Annotated in this window: 15 protein-coding genes and 3 tRNA genes; 8 read left to right on the top strand and 10 right to left on the bottom strand. The window is 69.2% G+C overall.

Annotated elements, in window-relative coordinates:
• Positions 1–135 precede the first annotated feature (135 nt).
• Positions 136–399, top strand: a complete 264-nt coding sequence (locus AB0M27_RS13655; RefSeq protein WP_365721162.1) for a type II toxin-antitoxin system prevent-host-death family antitoxin — start codon at positions 136–138, stop codon at positions 397–399.
• Complete coding sequence (locus tag AB0M27_RS13650) at positions 396–650, top strand: Txe/YoeB family addiction module toxin (RefSeq protein WP_365721160.1); 255 nt, start codon at positions 396–398, stop codon at positions 648–650. The genes AB0M27_RS13655 and AB0M27_RS13650 overlap by 4 nt, the downstream gene beginning before the upstream one ends.
• 703 nt (positions 651–1,353) lie before the next feature.
• Here the strand turns inward: AB0M27_RS13650 and AB0M27_RS13645 are convergent.
• From AB0M27_RS13645 to AB0M27_RS13610, 8 genes are all read right to left on the bottom strand, one after another.
• Positions 1,354–1,791 (bottom strand): hypothetical protein, encoded by a 438-nt coding sequence (locus AB0M27_RS13645; protein ID WP_365721158.1) that lies wholly within the window; start codon positions 1,789–1,791, stop codon positions 1,354–1,356.
• 168 nt (positions 1,792–1,959) lie between these two features.
• Entirely contained in the window at positions 1,960–2,427 is a 468-nt protein-coding gene (locus tag AB0M27_RS13640; protein ID WP_365721156.1) for a hypothetical protein, read from the bottom strand.
• Positions 2,427–6,746 (bottom strand): DUF6531 domain-containing protein, encoded by a 4,320-nt coding sequence (locus AB0M27_RS13635; protein WP_365721154.1) that lies wholly within the window; start codon positions 6,744–6,746, stop codon positions 2,427–2,429. Before AB0M27_RS13635 ends, AB0M27_RS13640 begins: the two co-directional genes overlap by 1 nt.
• Positions 6,736–7,101, bottom strand: a complete 366-nt coding sequence (locus AB0M27_RS13630) for a hypothetical protein (protein WP_365721152.1) — start codon at positions 7,099–7,101, stop codon at positions 6,736–6,738. The genes AB0M27_RS13635 and AB0M27_RS13630 overlap by 11 nt, the downstream gene beginning before the upstream one ends.
• A 382-nt stretch (positions 7,102–7,483) precedes the next feature.
• Positions 7,484–7,840 carry a hypothetical protein gene (locus AB0M27_RS13625; RefSeq protein ID WP_365721150.1) on the bottom strand — a complete coding sequence of 119 codons (357 nt, stop codon included), beginning with the start codon at positions 7,838–7,840 and terminating at the stop codon, positions 7,484–7,486.
• Between the two features lie 958 nt (positions 7,841–8,798).
• Positions 8,799–8,875, bottom strand: a tRNA-Ile gene (locus AB0M27_RS13620).
• Between the two features lie 177 nt (positions 8,876–9,052).
• Positions 9,053–9,125, bottom strand: a tRNA-Asn gene (locus tag AB0M27_RS13615).
• 6 nt (positions 9,126–9,131) lie between these two features.
• Positions 9,132–9,204 (bottom strand) — tRNA-Asn (locus tag AB0M27_RS13610).
• 159 nt (positions 9,205–9,363) lie between these two features.
• Between AB0M27_RS13610 and AB0M27_RS13605 the strand changes: the two genes are divergently transcribed.
• The 4 genes from AB0M27_RS13605 to AB0M27_RS13590 all read left to right on the top strand — a co-directional run bounded on the left by AB0M27_RS13605 (position 9,364) and on the right by AB0M27_RS13590 (position 14,957).
• Positions 9,364–9,669, top strand: a complete 306-nt coding sequence (locus AB0M27_RS13605; RefSeq protein ID WP_351798025.1) for a YtxH domain-containing protein — start codon at positions 9,364–9,366, stop codon at positions 9,667–9,669.
• Between the two features lie 72 nt (positions 9,670–9,741).
• Positions 9,742–11,181, top strand: a complete 1,440-nt coding sequence (locus AB0M27_RS13600) for an FGGY family carbohydrate kinase (RefSeq protein WP_365721147.1) — start codon at positions 9,742–9,744, stop codon at positions 11,179–11,181.
• A gap of 114 nt (positions 11,182–11,295) precedes the next feature.
• Positions 11,296–13,029: an ABC transporter ATP-binding protein gene (locus AB0M27_RS13595; RefSeq protein ID WP_365721145.1), complete on the top strand. Its 1,734-nt coding sequence runs from the start codon at positions 11,296–11,298 to the stop codon at positions 13,027–13,029.
• On the top strand, positions 13,029–14,957 hold the full coding sequence (locus tag AB0M27_RS13590) for an ABC transporter ATP-binding protein (RefSeq protein WP_365721143.1): 1,929 nt from the start codon (positions 13,029–13,031) through the stop codon (positions 14,955–14,957). Before AB0M27_RS13595 ends, AB0M27_RS13590 begins: the two co-directional genes overlap by 1 nt.
• A gap of 30 nt (positions 14,958–14,987) precedes the next feature.
• Here AB0M27_RS13590 and AB0M27_RS13585 read toward each other — a convergent pair whose 3' ends face one another.
• The gene (locus AB0M27_RS13585) at positions 14,988–16,286 is read right to left on the bottom strand and encodes an RNA polymerase sigma factor (protein WP_365721141.1); all 1,299 of its coding nucleotides are present in this window, start codon (positions 16,284–16,286) and stop codon (positions 14,988–14,990) included.
• A 113-nt stretch (positions 16,287–16,399) separates the two neighbouring features.
• On the opposite strand from AB0M27_RS13585, the gene AB0M27_RS13580 reads away from it, so the two are divergent.
• Positions 16,400–17,026: a hypothetical protein gene (locus AB0M27_RS13580; RefSeq protein WP_365721139.1), complete on the top strand. Its 627-nt coding sequence runs from the start codon at positions 16,400–16,402 to the stop codon at positions 17,024–17,026.
• Entirely contained in the window at positions 17,023–17,958 is a 936-nt protein-coding gene (locus tag AB0M27_RS13575) for a nucleotidyl transferase AbiEii/AbiGii toxin family protein (protein ID WP_365721137.1), read from the top strand. The genes AB0M27_RS13580 and AB0M27_RS13575 overlap by 4 nt, the downstream gene beginning before the upstream one ends.
• Here the strand turns inward: AB0M27_RS13575 and dnaG are convergent.
• Positions 17,955–19,859: a DNA primase gene (gene dnaG / locus AB0M27_RS13570; protein ID WP_365721135.1), complete on the bottom strand. Its 1,905-nt coding sequence runs from the start codon at positions 19,857–19,859 to the stop codon at positions 17,955–17,957. The two genes, AB0M27_RS13575 and dnaG, sit on opposite strands and share 4 nt — an antisense overlap.
• Positions 19,860–19,895: the final 36 nt, after the last annotated feature.

Genomic DNA, 19,895 nt, shown 5'->3' with positions numbered 1-19,895 from the left:
ACACCCCGGGTTCGGCGCCGCACTCGGCATAGCCGTGAAACGTCGGCTGCGACCCCTTCATCATCGACTGGCGATCAGTGGACACCATAAGACTCGTACTATATCTTGTACAAGTCGAGAGAGGAGGCGAGAAGCATGTCCATCACCGCCAGCGAGGCGCGCCAGAACCTGTTCCCGCTGATCGAGCAGGTCAACGAGGATCACGCTCCGGTTCACATCACCTCCCGCAAGGGAAACGCCGTCCTGATGTCCGAAGAGGACTTCAGCTCCTGGACGGAGACCGTGCACCTCCTGCGCTCCCCCAAGAACGCCCGTCGCCTGCTCGACTCCATCGCCGAGGCCGAGGCCGGCGAGGCCCGGCATCGTGAGCTGATCGACCCCCACGCGGAGCGTGCGTGAAGATCTCGTTCACGTCGCACGCCTGGGAGGACTACACCTACTGGGCCGAGAACGACCGCAAGATGGTCAAGCGCATCAACACGCTGATCGACGACACCACGCGCGACCCCTTCAAGGGCATCGGCAAGCCGGAGCCCCTGAAGGGGGACCTGTCGGGCTACTGGTCCCGGAGAATCGACGACACACACCGGCTCGTGTACAAGCCGACCGACGACGAGTTGATCATCGTTCAGGCTCGGTACCACTACTGACACGGTCCGAAGAACTCGGCGCCCCCCTTCGAGGGGCACCGGCCCCGCTGTGGGAGCCGATACTCGAAGAGCTGCGGCGCCCCGGCGCAAGAAAGAGGCAGCACAGAGACGAGACCTCGCTCAACGCCTTGCCTCCACAACACCAGTCAGGCGATACGGCCAATTTCGCCTATGACTCGCATGTCGCCCGCGCCATGTCCCCTGCGTGTCCCCTGGACCTTGGTCTGAGCGGGTGAACGGGGGCCGCCAGGCTGGCATGGCGGCCCTCCTTCATACGTTTCTGCAAGTAGAAACGCTTCTGCATCTGCGGTGCCTGGTGGGGCGGGTGGGACTCGAACCCACGGCCGACGGATTATGAGTCCTTTGAGGATCTTGGCGGCCCTTGCCGATCAACGTCTATCCGTGACGTTTTTGCTGGTCATAAGCGGTGCACCATGTCGCCGCCCATCCGTCTTTGTCGGTCTGTTCCTGTCCTTGTGTCCCGACTACGTCCCGACACCGTCCCGTTTGGACGGGGTACGCAGGACTTTCGGGCGATCGCGCCAGCTCAGGATCGGGTCTCGAAGCCGTCCGCAGCGGATTCCCTTTCCAACCGGCAGCGACGAGAAGGTAACGACGTTCTGTGGCAGCTACGTAACTGAAGAGAGGTGCCGAAAATGGCGGCCCGGCTGGTCATGCGGTTCGTCCTCCCGCCTTCGGGCCCTCATCCTTTTCCGCCGGGTACGAGGGGACGGAACGTGGCGAGGGTAGCTTTCCAGTCGGGTGTGACGGGGTCTTCCGGAGGGAGGCCGCGGCCAAGGACCTCCGCAGCGTTCAGCACGGCGGAGACGAGCTCTGGAGCCGTCGTCCGAGCGACGACGCCGTTCTTGCCGACGACCGACAGACCGTTCTTGGTTCGTCGAACGACAAAGCCGAACGAGGTGTCGGCACCGGTGAAGGTGAGCACGCGCGTGTTGCCCCGGAGAAAGTCGCCCAGGCCGTCCAGCAGCTGGACGACCGAAAGGTAGATCATCATGCCCTGATCGGGGACGTGGCCGGCCGAGTCGGCCGTACCGAAGTCCCCGGTGACGGCCATGTCGCCCAGATCGAAACCGCTGGCGTCGCCCTGGCCAGGCCGTACGGTGAACTGCACAGTGATCACGGTGTGCAGCCCTTTCCCAAGGTCTGGATCCGGCGTGCCGGATCGTACGCGAAGGACCGCGCCCCCGGGAGCAAGACCGTCACGCCACTGTGGCAGCTCGTCGAGACGGGCGCCCGCAATCCAGACGGAAGCCGTGCAGCTCGGGAGCCCAGCCAGCTTTGACGAACATCACGGCCGCCACCGGATCAGGGCAGGCATGGCAGCGTGGTCGGTGCCTTCCATTGTCACGATGACTTCCCGGCCCGTCGCCGTTCCCAGCCAGGTCACGAAGGCGCGAACGGGTGCGAAGGTCGCCTTGTCGACTACGTCGGAAGGATCGAAGGTGAACTCGATCTCTTCGATGTCGAAGAAGTAGCAGGTGAACCACACACCGTCGACGTCGATGGCCAGGCTCGCCGATTCCTCCGAATCCTGCTCGAGTCGGGACCATACGGCAGAGGCGTCCAAGGCATCGCTCTCCGTCGTGTCGGAGAGCGTCCAGGTAAGCACATGGTGTCCCGGGACCGAGCGCAGCCCGTCGAACATGCGCCGCCAGTCGTCGATCGTGGTGTCGAGGACGCAGACGTCCCGCAGTGCTCCATCTGCGACGAAGTCCTCTGCCCGGTAGGCCGGTTCGGCCTCGTGCTGCCACGCCATCACAGGAACCCTTCGAAAGTGAGTTGACCCCCACGCCAACTCCATCGGGCGCCCCAGCCTCCGGGAACCCTGAAGTCCCGGGTGATGCCGCCGTATTGGGCCGACGCCGAGGTGTTGACTTTCTCGACCACGTTCGGGTCGGTGAGTATGTCCTGGATCATCTCATTGGCGATCTCGGTCCGCTCACTATTGGTGACCTTGCCGAAATTGTACATATCGACATGAGCTTGACCCCGCTTGGCCAGATTGCCAGGGCTTGGGTCACCGTGTTTCTGCAAAGCCCTGCCGGCCGGTGACAACTGGCCCTTCTTGATGGTGGCGGCCGCCTGGTACAAGTCGTCGGTGCCATAGTTGCAGGGGGAAAGACCGAGGGGATCGATCCAGGTCAGCGGAGTGCGTACATAGCCGTGGTGATGATCCGCCGGCTCCAGCCCCAGCGGGTCCGCGCTGATGTACCGGGCTGTCCCGGGGTCGTAGTAGCGGTGCAGGTTGTAGTGAAGCCCTGTCTCGTCGTCGGCGTACTGCCCTGGGAAGCGCAACGGGCAGTCGACGGGCCCGGCGCCGTCGTCCGGGACCGGGAAGTACGTGCCCCACAGGGTGGTGCGGCGCTGCCAGAGCAGCTCTCCGGACGCGGACACCAGTTCCATGGGCGTACCGACGGGGTCCGTGACCACGGCGTGGAAGCGAGCGGTGCGCTCAGGGTTCGTCTCATCGGCCAGGCGCGCCAGGAACGACGCGTTCGACCGCGTGGCCGACGGCTCGTGGTCGGTCTGGGCCACCGGGCGAGGGGTGCCCGGCTTGTAGTCCCAGGTCAGCACCCGGCCGCCCGGTGCGGTCTGCTCGGCCAGGAGGGTGTCATCCCAGCTGAACTCCGTGCGGTCGTGCTCCGAGCCGTCCACGGCCACCCGGTGCTTGGAGATGCGCCGGCCCAGCGGGTCGTAGGCGTAGCGCCAGCGGTCACCGTCCGGAGTGACCACCTCCGCCAGACGGTCCTCGGCGTTCCAGACGTAGGTCCACGTACGGCTCTGGCCGTTCAGGAGCCTGCGGGTTCTGCGGATCAGGCGTCCCTGCGCGTCGTGCTCATACGCGGTTGCGCCCGCCGAGCGGACGAGGGTGCCGTCGAACTCTCGCTCGCCGGGCGTGTCGTGGGCGGGCGCGGAGGCGTCCACCAGATTGCCCGCCGCGTCGTAAGCGTAGGTCTCGGTCCAACCGTGGGCGCGCACTCCGGTGACGCGTCCCATGCCGTCGAGGTCGAAGCGCCGGGTGCCCGAGGTCAGCTCGCGGATCTCGGTGAAGTAGCCGTCGGCGCGGTGTGTGTAGGTGCGGTGCTGGAGAAGGCGGTCCGCATCGTCCGCCTCCGGGCCGGAGGTCAGGCTCTGACCGGTGAGGAGGTTCCGCGGGCTCCAGCTCTGGGTCAGCCTCACCTCCGTACCGAGGCGGCGCTCCGTCTCGCGGCCCGCGGGATCGTGAGCGAAGTGCAGTTCGCCCACGGGCGAGCGCAGGATGAGCGGGCGGCCCACCGGGTCGTACGTCCACTCCGAGGCCAGCCCGGACGGCGTCACCCGGCTGACACGGCGGCCGAGAGCGTCGTAGGCATGCGTGGTCGTGCGGCCGTTCACCGTCTCCGACAGCACGCGGCCCAGGCAGTCCCGCTGCAGTACGACCTCGGCGTCGGCGTTGGCCGCGTGCGCGAGAGCGCCGTCGGGACCGTATGCGAACGTCGTGACGGCGCCCGCCTCGGATCGCTGCTCCACCACCCGACCCACTGCATCCCGCGTGAGGTGCAGTGTCTCCCCGACGCCGTTGGTCCGGGAGGCCAACTGCCCGGCCACGTCATGGACGTACGTCAGCGTGCGGCCGTTGAAATCTGTCTCCGCAGTCAGCCGGCCCGCCTCGTCGTAGGTGTACGACCAGGTGCTCCCCTGTGGGTTGGTGACACCGGTCAGGCGGAGCTCGGTGTCGTAGGCGAACTGGTAACGGGCGCCATCCGGGTCCGTCCGGGTGGCGGGGACGTCGAAGGGGCCCGGAGTGTGATGGGTCGTGTTGCCGGCGGCGTCGGTGTGGCCGAGGAGGTTGCCTTCCGCGTCCCAGGCCCATGACTCGCGAGTGCCGTCCGGGTGTTGACGCCACGCCGGTTTGCCCTCGGTGGTCCAGCCCAGGCGGGTGGAGTGGCCCAGCGGATCGGTCACCTCGACGATCCGGCCGAAGGAGTCCCGGCGGATCGTCGTGGTGTGGCCCAGCTCGTCGGTCGTCGCGACGGGCAGGCCGGCAGGGTCGTACGCGATGGTGCGGGTGTGGCAGAGGGCGTCGGTGATCGCTGTCGGGCGGCCCGCCTCGTCGTGCGTGTACCGGGTCTCGGCCCCCGTAGGGTCGACGCTCGTGAGGAGGTTGCCCCGCTCGTCGTAGGTGTGCCGCCAGACGGCCCCGCCCGGCTCGACGACCTCCGTCGGCTGCCCGAACGCGTTGCACGCGGCCCGCGCGACCGAGCCGTCCGGCAGGGTGAGTTCCGTCAGATTGCCTGAGGCGTCGTAGGCGTACCGGGTCGTGCGTCCCAGGGGGTCGGTGACGGCGACGGGCCGGGCGCCGTACTCGTCCCAGAGGGTGCGGGTGACGTGCCCCAGCGGATCCGTCTCCTCCTCGACCTGGCCCTCGGCGTTGTAGCGGTGTACCGAGACGCGGCCCAGGGAGTCCGTGTATGTCGTCGTTCGTGCCGTGTCGTCGTACGTCAGCGTCCCGGACAGGATGCCGTCGACGCCCTCGGTGCGGACCACGCGGCCGCGCTCGTCGTAGACGTAGGAGAACCAGGTGCCGTTTCGGTCGGTCCAGCCGGTGACGCGGCCTTCGCCGTCATAGGCGAAACGCAGTGGCTCACCGCTGGAGTTGATGACCTCGGTGAGGTTGCCGGCATGGTCGTAGTCGTAGCGCATGACGACCGTGCCCTCGCCCTGCGTGCCCTGCGGGCCGTAGCGGGAGGGTGGCTCGTCGAGCAGGCGCAGGGCGGTGATGCGCGGGCCCTGGGTGTCGACGGCCACGTAGTAGCCGCCGGAGTGGCGCAGGCCGAAGGGGACGCCGTCGTCGTCGCGTTCGACGTCGATGCGCATGCCGTTGCGGTCGCTCCAGGACTCCAGCGCCAGGTGGAAGACGCCGAAGGTCGGGGACGGGACCGGGGCGGCGAAGGTGCGGGTCACGCCCGTTGCCGGGTCCGTGACCGTCATGGCGCTGTCCGGCTTGCCGTCCCACTCCAGGGGCCACCGGGCGCCCTTCACCGGCATGGTCGGCACGCCCGGTTCGGGCACCGGGTACACCAGGCGCATGCCGTCCGACGCCGCGAAGACGACGCCCTCCCCGTCGATCTGGAGGCACTCGTCCAGGGTGGATATCCAGGTAGGGCCGAAACAGACCCCGCCCCGGTACGAGGACAGGTGGGTGCGCGTGAACTCCAGCGGGAGACTTCCCGGCAGCGTCAGGTCCGTCTGCGTCATCAGCATCGCGCCGGTCGCCACGTCGATCGGCTCGCCCACACACGGGGTGCGCTCGGCATTGCGGGCCGCCGGGCCCAGCTCGACCAGGTCGGGGCGGAGCGATGGCGGGCGCAGCAGCGACGGGGTGCTGCCGCTGAGGCCGCCTTCCATGCTCGCCTTCAGCAAACCGCTGCCCGCTCCCAGCGCACCGCCGAAGATCATGCCGTCCTTGGCGGCCTGGTTGACCTCGTCCAGGCTGAAGCCGTGCTGCAGACCCGTCGCCATCTTCAGCGGCTGGGCCACGGCGAGGTTCACGGTGACTGACTCGACCCCGCCGAACGCGGCGGCGACGAGGGTACCGGCGGCGATCTCGGCCACCGTCGTGGAGACCGCGACACCCATCGTGGCGCCGAACTCGATAACAGCGTCCGCCGCTGCGACGGCGGCCCCGGAGGCGAGGCCCGCGGTGAAGAAGGCGAGCGTCACGCCGCCCGCGATCACGGCGGCGTCGATGCCGATCTGCGTCCAGAGCTTGTTGATGGCGTCGTCGATGGCGTCGGCGAACTTGTCGAGCGCCTTGGCCATTTCGCGCGCCGAGTCCGCCAGGTCCTTCAGCCAGCCGCCGTCCTGGTCCTTGGCATAGCGGCCCCAGAACTTGCTGAACGCCTCGATCGACTCACCGGTGTTGTGGTGGATGATCGACGATGCGCTGCGGTGCACGGGAGAGCGGACGTCGTCGACAGCCCCCGCGAACGTACGCCAGGCCTTCGCCGCGTCCCGCAGCTTGCCGGAGTCGGCCTCCGGCCACCACATGCCCAGCTTGAGAAGGATGTGCCGGGCTTTGTCCTCAACGCTCACCGGCACCGTCGCTCTGCTTGCCGGTCTTCACTTCCGTGAACATGCCGGCGATGAGCTGGTCGTTGTCCACGTGCCCGTCCGCCATGTCCACCATGGCCTCGTGAATGCTCGTCAGCCCGAGCACCAGAACGCCCGCCGCGCTCTCGATCTTCTTTTGCTGCGGCTTGTAGGCGTTGCCGAACTTGTCGCCCTGCTCGTCGTGGCCCCAGGGCTCGCCCAGACCGTCGAGGGTCTGGATGAGGGTGGTCAGCGCCTTGCTCAGATCGATGGCCCCTTGGTGGAAGGCAGGTGCCGCCGCCTTGATGTCCGCGGTCTTGATGTCCAGGACCTTGCCGGGGACCTTGCCGTCGCCCATCGATGAACCCCCGTTCGCAGGCGCGGTCTCCGACTCTATGGTGGTGGGTTCAAGGAGAGATCATGTCTGGGTAATGCAAAGGCAATGCAAAGGCAATGCCGGTTACTGGAACTTGGCATCCACGCAGTTCATGAAGGCCGCCTAGTGCCAACTGGTAATCCTGGTCACAATGCCGCGTGCCGGGCGGTCGCATAGTTGGGCGCAACGCGTGGCCTGGGCCGGGCACTTGAGTTTCCGCAGCTTGGCGCGCGGAGGTCGTCGGGTGCGGACACGATCAGGGCTTTGAGCTGGTTGATCGCGGCGGTGGAGGCGAGAACCGCGCCGTGGCGGGTAGCGAGCAGGACACGGAGAGCCTCCCGTTCGCCGCGGAGCCGGGGCTGGATCAGGTGCTCGGCGGAGAGTGCTTCCTTGGCGGCCACGGATGGCGTCGACCATGTCGGTCTTGCGGCCGCCACGGGACAGCGGGCTGCTTGGGGCGGCAGACCTCCACGGCACGCTCGCCAGCCTGGTCGAGGAAGGGGGCCAGGCCGGCACCGTAGCTGCCGATACCCTCGAGCGCCCAGCAGCGGCGGCCGGCGATCTGCTGGCGGGCGAAGTCGAGCAGGCGGCGGTAACCCCGAGCGTTTGCCGGGGCATCAGTGCTGGACAGGACCGCACCGATGGGGCTGACGGCCGCAGCGGCGAGGGTGTCGCGGTGGGTGTCGACGCCGATGATGCCGTCGACCTGTGCTGCGAGCATGGTTACGCGGTTGTTCTCCCGCCCAGGGCAAACACCACGCTCAAGCCCTCCTCTGCCTCGCGAGACGACGAGCCGACGTGCTCTTCGCGATGCTCCGGAACGGGGCCTTCTACGAGCCTCAGCCTGTCCGGGCCGTCGTCTGGCAGACCTAGACCATGGTCAGAATGATGAGTGGGGCTGTAGTCGATCTTCCAGTCGGCATAGACCCCACAGAATCCGCCCCTGATGCACCGCAGGCCTACGGTCACCCAGCGGACCGACCCGTCGTCGCCGAGCGAGGACGCGATCGCGGCCTCGACTCCTCACCCCCGCACGGGCAGCTGGCCGCACCAGGCTCGTCGCCCTTCCGGGACTCCTCGTTCCAGGACTCCTCGCTATCCGCAATGAACGCACGGCTGCTGCAGACAGAACACTCCCGTTCCCCCCGGACGCGTTGACTGGCACGAAGAACACCCGGCCGCTACGCCCCTCACAAGTGGCAGGAGCATGGGGGCACCCCCGCCCCAGTCCTGTCCCACCTACACTCGCAGTTTCAGAGCAGCCACGGTCTGTGAGCTACCCCCTTGTATACGGGGGATTCCTCGGGCCATTTTCAGTACGGGCCGATTTCCCCCGTCCCCGACGGCCGCAGCCCCCAGCGATCAAGGCGACTCGCTCTCCTGCCAAGCCACCCGTCGACCCCGCCCGTCAGGGTCGGAGGGCGGTGCAAGTGGGTCCACAGACGACTCTTCCCATTCCCTGCGTCCCATCAGCGTCCCAACTTGTGCGTCCAGGCCCGTACGGTTCGACGATTACGGCTCCCCTCGACCATGAACCCACGCATCCGCCCAGGTCAACGCATCGTGAACCTCCGCAGCCCCAACCGCCGTCGAAGTCAGGAGCAGCGGATTCAGTCCGTTCGCCCAAAATCCTGAATCCGCACCCCTGCTGAGACGTTTCTGCAGGTCAGAAGCCTGCATGGTGGGGCGGGTGGGACTCGAACCCACGGCCGACGGATTATGAGTCCGCTGCTCTAACCGGCTGAGCTACCGCCCCATAGCGGCGTGTCGCGTACAAGTGTGCGCGCCGTCTGCCGCAGCATAGCCGCTCATACGATCTCCTGCTTCAGGATGGTCGGCTTCTGCGCTGCTCATGACCTTGAGGACCTCGACGCAGGCACGGCGGTTCCCCCGGGCATGAAAAAGGACCCCCAAGGGGTCCTCGTTCATCGCGCTCCCCCGACTGGACTCGAACCAGTAACCTGCCGGTTAACAGCCGGCTGCTCTGCCAATTGAGCTACGGAGGACCGAAGCTCCCCCGACTGGACTCGAACCAGTAACCTGCCGGTTAACAGCCGGCTGCTCTGCCAATTGAGCTACGGAGGATCGCCTCGTTTGCATCGAACGTACCTCCCCGGGTATTCGCCAGGGGGCGCTCGCTCGCTGCGACACATACATTAGCGCAAGCAGGGGGGTGGTCCGCCAATCGGTTCGCCCCTGCGCCCACGTCGCACCGCAGACCTAGGCAAGGGAAGGGTGGCAGCCATGCGCTACCGGCTCACGTTCGTCGCCGGACTGGCCCTCGGTTACGTGCTCGGCACGAGGGCCGGACGCGAGCGCTACGAGCAGCTGAAGAAGTCCGCTCGGCGGATCGCGCAGAACCCGGCCGTCCGCAACACGGCCGAGACCGCCGCCCAGCAGGGCCGCCAGTACGCCGGCAAGGCCTTCCACACGGTCAGCGACAGGGTCGGCGACCGGGTCCCGGAGACGGTGGCCCAGCGGGTGCGTTCCCTTCGGGAGCGGAACCTGAACGGCACGCCTGAGGACGACTGGGGCACCAGCAACACGTAGGCGTGCACGCATCCCCACGCCCTTGGGCGCCCTGGGCCACCGCATCCACAGGAATGCTGCAAAATTCAGGGCATGGGGATAGTCGCCGGCTTGGACAGCTCACCGGACTTCACACGCATCGTGGTCTGCGACACGGACACCGGTGCCGTGCTGCGGCAGGGGTACGCCCCGCATCCAGTGGAGGGCCGGCCCAGCGACGTGGACCCGCAGGCCTGGCTGCTCTCGCTCGGAGAGGCGGCCGGCGGCGGCCTCCTGGAGGGCGTGCAGGCCATCGGCGTGTCGGCCCAGCAGAACGCGCTGGTCCCGCTGGACGCCCAGGGCAACACCGTGCGCCCGGCGCTGGTCGGCGCGGACAAGCGGGCGCAGGTCGCGGCGGCGGATCTCGTCGACGCGCTCGGCGGCCGGGAGGCCTGGGCGCAGGCCGTCGGGTGCGTACCGGTTGCCGCGCAGCCGGTCACCAAGCTGCGCTGGCTCGCCAAGAGCGAGCCCGAGAACGCCCGCCGCACGGCCGTACTGCTCCAGGCGCACGACTGGCTGGTCTGGCAGTTGCTCGGCCGGCCGGTGCGCAGGACCACCGATCGCGGTGGGGCGTCCGGGACCGGGTACTGGTCGGCTGCCACCGGCGCCTACCGGCCCGAGCTGGTCGAGCTGGCGCTCGGCCATCAGGCGATGCTGCCGGAGGTGATCGGCCCGTCGGACGCGGCCGGTACGACCCCGGAGGGGCTGCTGATCTCCGCCGGGACCGGGGAGACCATGGCCGCCGCGTTCGGGCTCGGTATCGGGCTGGGGGATGCCGTCGTGTCCCTCGGTGCCTCGGGCTCCGTGATGGCCGTGCACCCCGAGGCCCTCGCCGACCAGTCCGGGATGATCACCTCGCTCGCCGACGCCACCGGCATGCATCTGCCGGTCGTGACCACCCTGAACGCCGTACGGACCCTGCGCGGGACCGCCGAACTCCTCGGGCTGCCGGACCTGGAGAGCCTGTCCGAGCTGGCGATGAAGTCCACGCCGGGCGCGCACGGACTCGTCCTGCTCCCCTATCTGGAGGGTGAGCGGACGCCGAATCTGCCGCACACCGCCGGGACGATCGCGGGCCTCAGGCGCGAGTCGATGAAGCCCGAGCATCTGGCGCGGGCCGCGTTCGAGGGCATGCTGTGCGGGCTCGGCGACGCGCTGGACGTGCTGCGCGGGCGGGGCGTGGACGTGCGGCGGATCTTCCTGCTCGGCCAGGCCGCCGAGCTGCCCGCCGTGCAGGCCTCGGCGCCCTCGCTGTTCGGCGCGCAGGTCGTCGTACCGCAGCCCGCGGACTACGCGGCGATCGGCGCGGCCCGGCAGGCGGCCTGGGCGCTAGGTGTGTCGCAGGGCGCGCTCGATCCGCGTACCCCGCCTGTCTGGCAGGGCGCGGCGGCGCAGGTGCTGGAGCCGGGCGACGAGCTGCCCGTGGGGCAGGCGGTGCGCCAGCAGTTCACGGCGGTGCGGGAGCAGACCCACCCGGGGGCGTTCCGCTCTTAGCTCAAGAGGCCGGTCCGAGGCGTTAATCGGTTGAGGTAACGCGGGTGGAGTGTCCGACGATAGGGGCCAAGGGCAACCGACCAGCCCCCACCCGCCGACTGCGAGAGACGCAACGTGCTCATACGACTTCTGCGGACCTATCTCAGGCCCTACAGGAAACCCATCGCCCTACTGGTGCTGCTGCAGTTCCTGCAGACCTGCGCCACCCTCTACCTGCCCACACTGAACGCGCACATCATCGACAACGGTGTCGTGAAGGGGGACACGGACTACATCCTGTCCTTCGGCGCCCTGATGATCGGCATCTCGCTCGCGCAGGTCGTCTGCAACATCGGTGCCGTGTACTTCGGTGCGCGGACCGCCTCCGCGCTCGGCCGGGACGTGCGCGGTGCCGTCTTCGACCGGGTGCAGTCCTTCTCCGCGCGCGAGGTGGGTCACTTCGGGGCGCCCTCGCTCATCACGCGTACGACGAACGACGTACAGCAGGTCCAGATGCTGGCCCTGATGACGTTCACGCTGATGGTGTCGGCGCCCATCATGTGCGTGGGCGGCATCGTGCTGGCGCTCGGCCTGGACGTGCCGCTGTCCGGGGTGCTGGTCGCCGTCGTGCCGGTGCTGGCGATCTGCGTGACGCTCATCGTGCGCCGGCTGCGCCCGCTGTTCCGGTCGATGCAGGTCCGCCTGGACACAGTGAACCGGGTGCTGCGCGAGCAGATCACCGGCAACCGGGTGATCCGCGCCTTCGTGCGCGACGAGTACGAGCAGGGCCGGTTCGGGAAGGCCAACGGCGATCTCACCGAGATGCAGCTGGCCACCGGCCGGATGCTCGCGCTGATGTTCCCGATGGTCATGACGGTGGTGAACCTGTCGTCGATCGCGGTGGTGTGGTTCGGCGCGCACCGCATCGACAGCGGCGGGATGCAGATCGGTGACCTGACCGCCTTCCTCGCCTATCTGATGCAGATCGTCATGTCCGTGATGATGGCGACCTTCATGTTCATGATGGTGCCGCGCGCGGAGGTGTGCGCCGAGCGCATCGACGAGGTCCTCGGGACCGACTCCAGCGTGGTGCCGCCCCTCGCGCCGGTCACCGAGCTGCGCCGGCACGGCCACCTGGAGATCCGGGGCGCGGGCTTCCGCTATCCGGGTGCCGAGGAGCCGGTGCTGAAGTCCATCGACCTGGTGGCCCGGCCCGGGGAGGTGACGGCCGTGATCGGCTCCACCGGCAGCGGGAAGTCGACGCTGCTCGGGCTGGTCCCGCGGCTGTTCGACGCCACCGAGGGCGAAGTGCTGGTCGACGGCGTGGACGTCCAGGAGGTCGACCCGAGGCTGCTCGCGCGGACGGTCGGACTGGTGCCGCAGAAGCCGTACCTGTTCGCGGGGACGGTCGCCACCAACCTGCGCTACGGCAACCCGGACGCCACCGACGAGGAGCTGTGGCACGCGCTTCAGGTGGCGCAGGCCAAGGACTTCGTGAGCAAGCTGGAGGGCGGCCTGGACGCGCCGATCGCGCAGGGCGGTACGAACGTCTCCGGCGGCCAGCGCCAGCGGCTCGCCATCGCCCGCACCCTGGTCCAGCGGCCGGAGATCTACCTCTTCGACGACTCCTTCTCCGCGCTCGACTACGCCACCGACGCGGCCCTGCGCACCGCGCTCGCCCGCGAGACCGCCGAGGCGACCGTCGTCATCGTCGCCCAGCGGGTGGCGACCATCCGGGAGGCGGACCGGATCATCGTGCTGGACGAGGGCCGGGTCGTCGGCTCCGGCCGGCACCACGAGCTGATGGCGGGCAACGAGACCTACCGGGAGATCGTGCTCTCCCAGCTGACGGAAGCGGAGGCTGCCTGATGGCCGGGCCCATGGGACGCATGATGGCCGGGGGCGGCCCCGACCAGCGCTCGATGGACTTCAAGGGGTCGGGCAAACGGCTCGTCTCCCTGTTCAGACCGGAACGGCTCACGATCTACGGCCTGCTGCTGTGCGTGGTCGTCAGCGTGACCCTCAGCGTGATCGGCCCCAAGATCCTCGGCCGGGCCACCGACCTGGTCTTCTCCGGCATCATCGGCCGGCAGATGCCGGCCGGGGCCACCAAGGAGCAGGTCCTCGACCGGATGCGGGCCCATGGCCAGGGCTCCATCGCGGACATGCTGAAGAGCACCGACTTCACTCCCGGCAAGGGCATCGACTTCGGCGCCGTCGGGAACGTCCTGCTGCTCGCGCTCTGTACGTTCATGGTCGCCGGTCTGCTGATGGCGGTGGCGACGCGGCTGGTCAACCGGGCCGTGAACCGCACGATGTACCGGATGCGCGAGTCCGTGCAGATGAAGCTGTCGCGGCTGCCGCTGTCGTACTTCGACAAGCGCCAGCGCGGCGAGGTGCTCTCCCGCGCGACCAACGACATCGACAACATCGGGCAGACGCTCCAGCAGTCGATGGGCCAGCTGATCAACTCGCTGCTGACCATCATCGGCGTGCTGGTGATGATGTTCTACGTCTCCTGGATCCTGGCGCTGGTCGCCCTGGTCACCGTGCCGCTGTCGTTCCTGGTGGCCACCCGGGTCGGCAAGCGCTCGCAGCCGCACTTCGTGCAGCAGTGGCGCTCCACCGGCAAGCTGAACGCGCACGTCGAGGAGATGTACACCGGGCACACCCTGGTGAAGGTGTTCGGCCGGCAGCAGGAGTCGGCGCAGCAGTTCGCCGAGCAGAACGAGGCGCTGTACGAGGCCGCGTTCAAGGCGCAGTTCAACAGCGGCGTCATGCAACCGCTGATGATGTTCGTGTCGAACCTGAACTACGTCCTGGTGGCGGTGGTCGGTGGCCTCCGTGTCGCTTCGGGTGCCCTGTCCATCGGTGACGTCCAGGCCTTCATCCAGTACTCGCGGCAGTTCTCGATGCCGCTGACGCAGGTCGCGTCGATGGCGAACCTGGTGCAGTCCGGTGTCGCCTCGGCCGAGCGGATCTTCGAACTCCTGGACGCGGAGGAGCAGGAGGCGGATCCGGTGCCGGGCGAGCGGCCGGCTCAGCTGCGCGGCCGGGTGCGGCTGGAGCACGTGTCCTTCCGGTACGACCCGGAGAAGCCGCTGATCGAGGACCTCTCGCTCACGGTGGAGCCCGGGCACACGGTGGCGATCGTCGGTCCGACCGGCGCGGGCAAGACGACGCTGGTCAACCTGCTGATGCGGTTCTACGACGTGTCGGGCGGCCGGATCACCCTCGACGGGGTCGACATCCGGAAGATGTCCCGGGACGAACTCCGGTCCGGCATCGGCATGGTGCTGCAGGACACCTGGCTGTTCGGCGGCACGATCGCGGAGAACATCGCGTACGGGGCGTCCAGGGAGGTCACCCGCGGGGAGATCGAGGAGGCGGCACGGGCGGCGCACGCCGACCGGTTCATCCGCACCCTCCCCGACGGGTACGACACCGTGATCGACGACGAGGGCACCGGCGTCAGCGCGGGTGAGAAGCAGCTCATCACCATCGCGCGGGCGTTCCTGTCCGACCCGACGATCCTGGTGCTGGACGAGGCGACGAGCTCGGTCGACACCCGGACTGAGGTGCTGATCCAGAAGGCGATGGCCAAGCTGGCGGCGGGACGGACGTCGTTCGTGATCGCGCACCGGCTGTCGACGATCCGGGACGCGGACACGATTCTCGTCATGGAGAACGGGTCGATCGTGGAACAGGGCGCGCACGCGGAGCTGTTGGCCGCCGACGGTGCGTATGCCCGGCTGTACAAGGCCCAGTTCGCGCAGGCTGTGGCCGAGGTGGACTAGGCACGGGGGCCGCAGTCCGGCGGCCCCCTTTCAGTCCAGGTAACCCCTCAGCTGATCCGCGAATGCGTGATCCCGGAGCTTGTTGAGGGTCTTGGACTCGATCTGCCGTATCCGCTCCCGGGTCACCCCGAACAGCCGGCCTATCTCCTCCAGCGTGCGGGGGCGGCCGTCGATGAGGCCGTAGCGAAGCTGAACGACCTTGCGCTCGCGTTCGCCGAGGGTGGACAGCACGGCCTCCAGGTGCTCCCGGAGCAGCAGGAACGCCGCCGATTCCACCGGGCTCGCCGCGTCGCCGTCCTCGATCAGGTCGCCGAGGGCCACGTCGTCCTCCTCGCCGACCGGGGCGTGCAGCGAGACCGGTTCCTGGGCCAGGCGCAGCACCTCGGAGACCCGCTCGGGCGGCAGGTCGAGGTGCGCGGCGACCTCTTCGGGCGTCGGCTCGTAGCCCCGCTCCTGGAGCATGCGGCGCTGCACCCGGATGACCCGGTTGATCAGCTCCACCACGTGCACCGGGACGCGGATGGTGCGGGCCTGGTCGGCGAGGGCCCGGGACATGGCCTGGCGGATCCACCAGGTGGCGTACGTCGAGAACTTGTAGCCGCGGGCGTAGTCGAACTTCTCCACCGCCCGGATCAGCCCGAGGTTGCCCTCCTGGACCAGGTCGAGCATGGTCAGCCCGCGCCCGACGTACCGCTTGGCGACGGAGACCACGAGCCGCAGATTGGCCTCGATCAGCCGCCGCTTGGCCATCCGGCCCAGCACCACCAGCCGGTCCAGATCCAGGGCCAACTGGCTGTCCAGATCGGGGGTGTTGATCAGCTTCTCCTCGGCGAACAGGCCGGCCTCGACGCGGCGGGCGAGTTCGACCTCCTCGGCGGCGGTGAGCAGCGGGATGCGGCCGATCTCGCGCAGGTACTGGCGGAACAGGTCGGCCGAGGGGCCGCTGGTGTCGGCCCGGGCCGCGACCGGTGGCTCGACGGGCTCGGCGGCCTCCAGCGGTTCGTCGTCCTCCTCGGGCTCGTCCACGAGCGCTTCCGCCGGTGGTTCCGTCGGCTCGGCGGGCACCGCCTCCGGGTGCAGGGTGGGGCGGCTCTGCGGGGGCACGGCCACGAGGACGTCCAGCTCTGCGTCCGGCTCGTCCGCGGTCGTGCCGGTGGTACTGGTGGCACTGGTGGCGCTGTCGGTCTGGGTGAGGGTCTGGGTCTGCACGGGGGCGACCTCCAGGATGATCGCTGCTGAAGGTTGTGCGGCAGCGGTACTTCGGGAGCGGAGAGTCGACGGCCTGCGCTCCGAGGACTCGGGCACCGGACCCAGTGTGGGGTACGACACATCCCCGCCACGAGGGGCTTGCGGTGACTTTTTGCGTCCGGTCCGTGACCGGATGGTGATCGGCGCAGGAAAACCGGGGGCCGTGTCCCGCCTTGATCTGGGAGGATCCCCGGGTGTCCGGACTTCTGTACGAAAGCCATGTCACCGTCCGCTGCGCCGACCCCGCCGAGACGGAGCGGCTGCGCGGCTGGGCGGACGCGGCCGGGCTGAAGCTGACGCACATCGTGCTGGCCCGCGGCCGGATGCGGGACCAGCCGATGCTGACCCTGGCCGGTTCGGCCTCGTACGCCGAGCAGTCGGCCCGGGCGGAACGGACGGTGGCGGCGCTGCGGTCGGCGGGTTTCACGCCGGTCCGGGTGAAGACGGAGTCGGTGCCGTGGGCGCCGGAGGTGCCGCAGGGGCCGTGCGGGGGCGCGCACTATTTCGAGCACCATGTGAAGCTCCTGCTGGACGCCGGCACGGACCTCGCCGAGCTGACCGACCGGGTCGTCCCGCACGGCGCGCACCTGTCGTGGAACGCTCGCCGGGTACGCGAGGGCGGACGGCACGAGCGGTTCGTGACGCAGCGCTGCCGGGGCGTCCGCGACGCGGAGGCCGAAGCGGCGCTGCGGCTGCTGCTCGCGGAGCTGGACGGGCTCGAAGTGCTGGGCGTGGAACGGGAGTTCGTGCTGTACGACAGTGACGAGTCGGTGGACGACGGGTGGATCGAGGAGCCGATGGTTCAGGGGGTGCGGAGATGAGCGGGACAGAGCGGGAACGGCCGACCTGGGATGTGCCCCGGACACTGACCTGGATACCGGGCGACGACATGACCCAGCGCCCCGTCTTCGAACCGGCCCTCAAGCAGTACCAGAACGCCTACCGCGCCACCGACCCCGTCTTCACCGACCCGGTACGCGGCGAGGCCTGGCGTACGGCCCGGCGGCAGGCACTGCACCTGGTCCTGGCCGCGATCGCCGACTCGGAGTGGGCGGACGCGCTGGTGCTGCGCGGCAGCCTGCTGATGTCGCTGTGGTTCGGGGAGGCGGCCCGCGAGCCCGGTGACCTGGACTTCGTCGTCGTACCGGCGGACTGGGGGATCGAGGAGGCGCGCACGGACCGGATGATCGGGGGGATCGCGGAGGCCGCGCAGGCCGGCGGGGGTGAGATCCGCTTCTCGGCGCGCGACGCGGCCGTGGAGGACATCTGGACCTACGAGCGCGTCCCCGGCCGCCGCATGGTCCTGCCCTGGTCGGCTCCCGGCCTGCCCGGCGGGCATGTGCAGCTGGACTTCGTCTTCAACGAGCGGCTGCCGGAGGCACCCGAGCCGGTGGGGCTGCCGGGCGGCGCGGTGCTGCTCGCCGCGACGCCGGGGCTGTCGCTCGCCTGGAAGCTCATGTGGCTGATCACCGACCTCTACCCGCAGGGCAAGGACCTGTACGACGCCGCCCTCCTCGCCGAGCGCCATCCGCTCTCCCACGAGCTGCTGCAGCAGGTGCTCAGGGAGTCCGGCGAGTGGCCCAACCCCGCCATGGAGAAGCCGGTCCCCCTGGCGGACCTCGCAGAGGCGGCCCACCATGTCGAGTGGCACCACTTCGTCACCGAGTATCCCCAATTCGCCGACCGCGAGGGGGAGTTCGTGGACCGCTTGGTGCGCGCCGTGACCCCGGCCTTCCCGCCCGAGGCCGGCTAGAGCGCCACCGCCCCGCGCTCCCGCAACGCCTGGTCGTACTGCTGCAGCACCCACATCTCGTTCTGTACGGCGGCCAGCCGGGCGGGGTCGCCGCCGGTGGCGAGGCGGGTCAGCTGGGACTGGATGTCGTGGATGCGGCGCTCGACGGCGCGGCGGCGGATCTGGACCAGGACCGTGCCGGCGTAGGTCTCGTCGACCGTGCGGCGCAGGATCGGCTCGACGGCCAGCTCGGTGACCATCGCGCGGACGGTGTCGTCCGGGGCGGCTTCCCGGACCCTGACCAGGTATTCCTGCGGGTCGGCTACGCCGTACTCGGCGCCGCCCGCCTCCGCGATCGCCTGGCGCACGGCCGCGTACGGCGGCGCGGTGAACTCGTCCACGCCGTAGGCGTCGAAGGCCGGGGAGACCAGCTCGGGGCGCTGGAGGGCGAGTTTGAGCAGTTCGCGTTCTGCGGCGTAGACGGGGTTGCGCAGGGTGAGGGCGGGGCCGCTGCTCGCCGGGCGCGGTGCCGCCGCCCACTGCTGGTCGGCCGGGCGGGAACGCCCCTGCTGCTGCGTGCCCTTGCCCTCCCGGGCCCAGCGGGCCAGCTGGGCCACGCGCCGGACCACGAACTGGGTGTCGAGGATGCCGAGCATGCCGGCCAGTTCGACGGCGACCTCGTGCTGGGCGCCGCTGTTCTTGATGCGGGCGACGATCGGCGCTGCCTCGTCCAGCGCCGCCGCGCGGCCGGCCGGGGTGTCCAGGTCGTAGCGGCTCACGATCTGGCGGAGCGCGAACTCGAAGAGGGGGGTCCGCGGTTCGGCCAGGTCCGCCACCGCCTCGTCGCCCTTGGCCAGGCGCAGCTCGCACGGGTCCATGCCGTCGGGCGCGATGGCGATGTAGGTCTCGGCGGCGAACTTCTGGTCGTCCTCGAAGGCGCGCAGGGCGGCCTTCTGGCCGGCCGCGTCGCCGTCGAAGGTGAAGATCACGCGTGCGCTGCCGTTGTCCATCAGCAGGCGGCGGAGGATCTTGATGTGCTCGCCGCCGAAGGCCGTACCGCAGGTCGCGATCGCGGTCGTCACTCCGGCGAGGTGGCAGGCCATGACGTCGGTGTAGCCCTCGACCACCACCGCGCGGCTGGCCTTGGCGATCTCCTTCTTCGCCAGGTCGATGCCGTACAGCACCTGGCTCTTCTTGTAGATCGCCGTGTCGGGCGTGTTCAGGTACTTCGGGCCGTTGTCCGCCTCGTACAGCTTGCGGGCGCCGAAGCCGACGACCTCGCCGCCGATGTCCCGGATGGGCCACATCAGACGGCCCCGGAAGCGGTCGATGGGGCCGCGACGGCCCTCCTGGGACAGCCCGGAGAGGATCAGTTCCTTGTCGGTGAAGCCCTTGCCGCGCAGGTAGCGGGTGAGGTGGTCCCAGCCCTGGGGGCTGTAGCCGACGCCGAAGTGGACGGCGGCGGCCTGGTCGAAGCCGCGCTCGGCGAGGAAGATCCGGCCGGTCTCGGCCTCGGGGCTGGTGGCGAGCTGCTCGGCGTACCACTGCGCGGCGATCTTGTGTGCCTCGACCAGGCGGATGCGCTCGCCGCGCTGGTGGGCCGGGTTGTACCCGCCCTCCTCGTAACGCAGCGTGATGCCGGCCTGGGCGGCGAGCCGCTCCACCGCCTCCGAGAAGGAGAGGTGGTCCACCTTCATCACGAAGGTGATGGTGTCGCCGCCCTCCTGGCAGCCGAAGCAGTGGAAGAGTCCCTTGCTCGGGCTGACCTGGAAGGACGGCGACTTCTCGTCGTGGAACGGGCACAGGCCCTTGAGGTTGCCGCCGCCCGCGCCCCGCAGCTGGAGGTACTCGGAGACCACGGCGTCGATCGGGACCGCGTCCCGTACCGCCTTCACGTCCTCGTCGTTGATCCGTCCTGCCACGCGTGAATTCTACGGGGGCGCTGTGACAGTCCCGGT

Source organism: Streptomyces sp. NPDC052107 (assembly GCF_040680215.1).
Lineage (GTDB): Bacteria > Actinomycetota > Actinomycetes > Streptomycetales > Streptomycetaceae > Streptomyces.
Note: the sequence above shows the minus strand (reverse complement) of the source record. Positions and strands in the feature narration are given on the sequence as shown.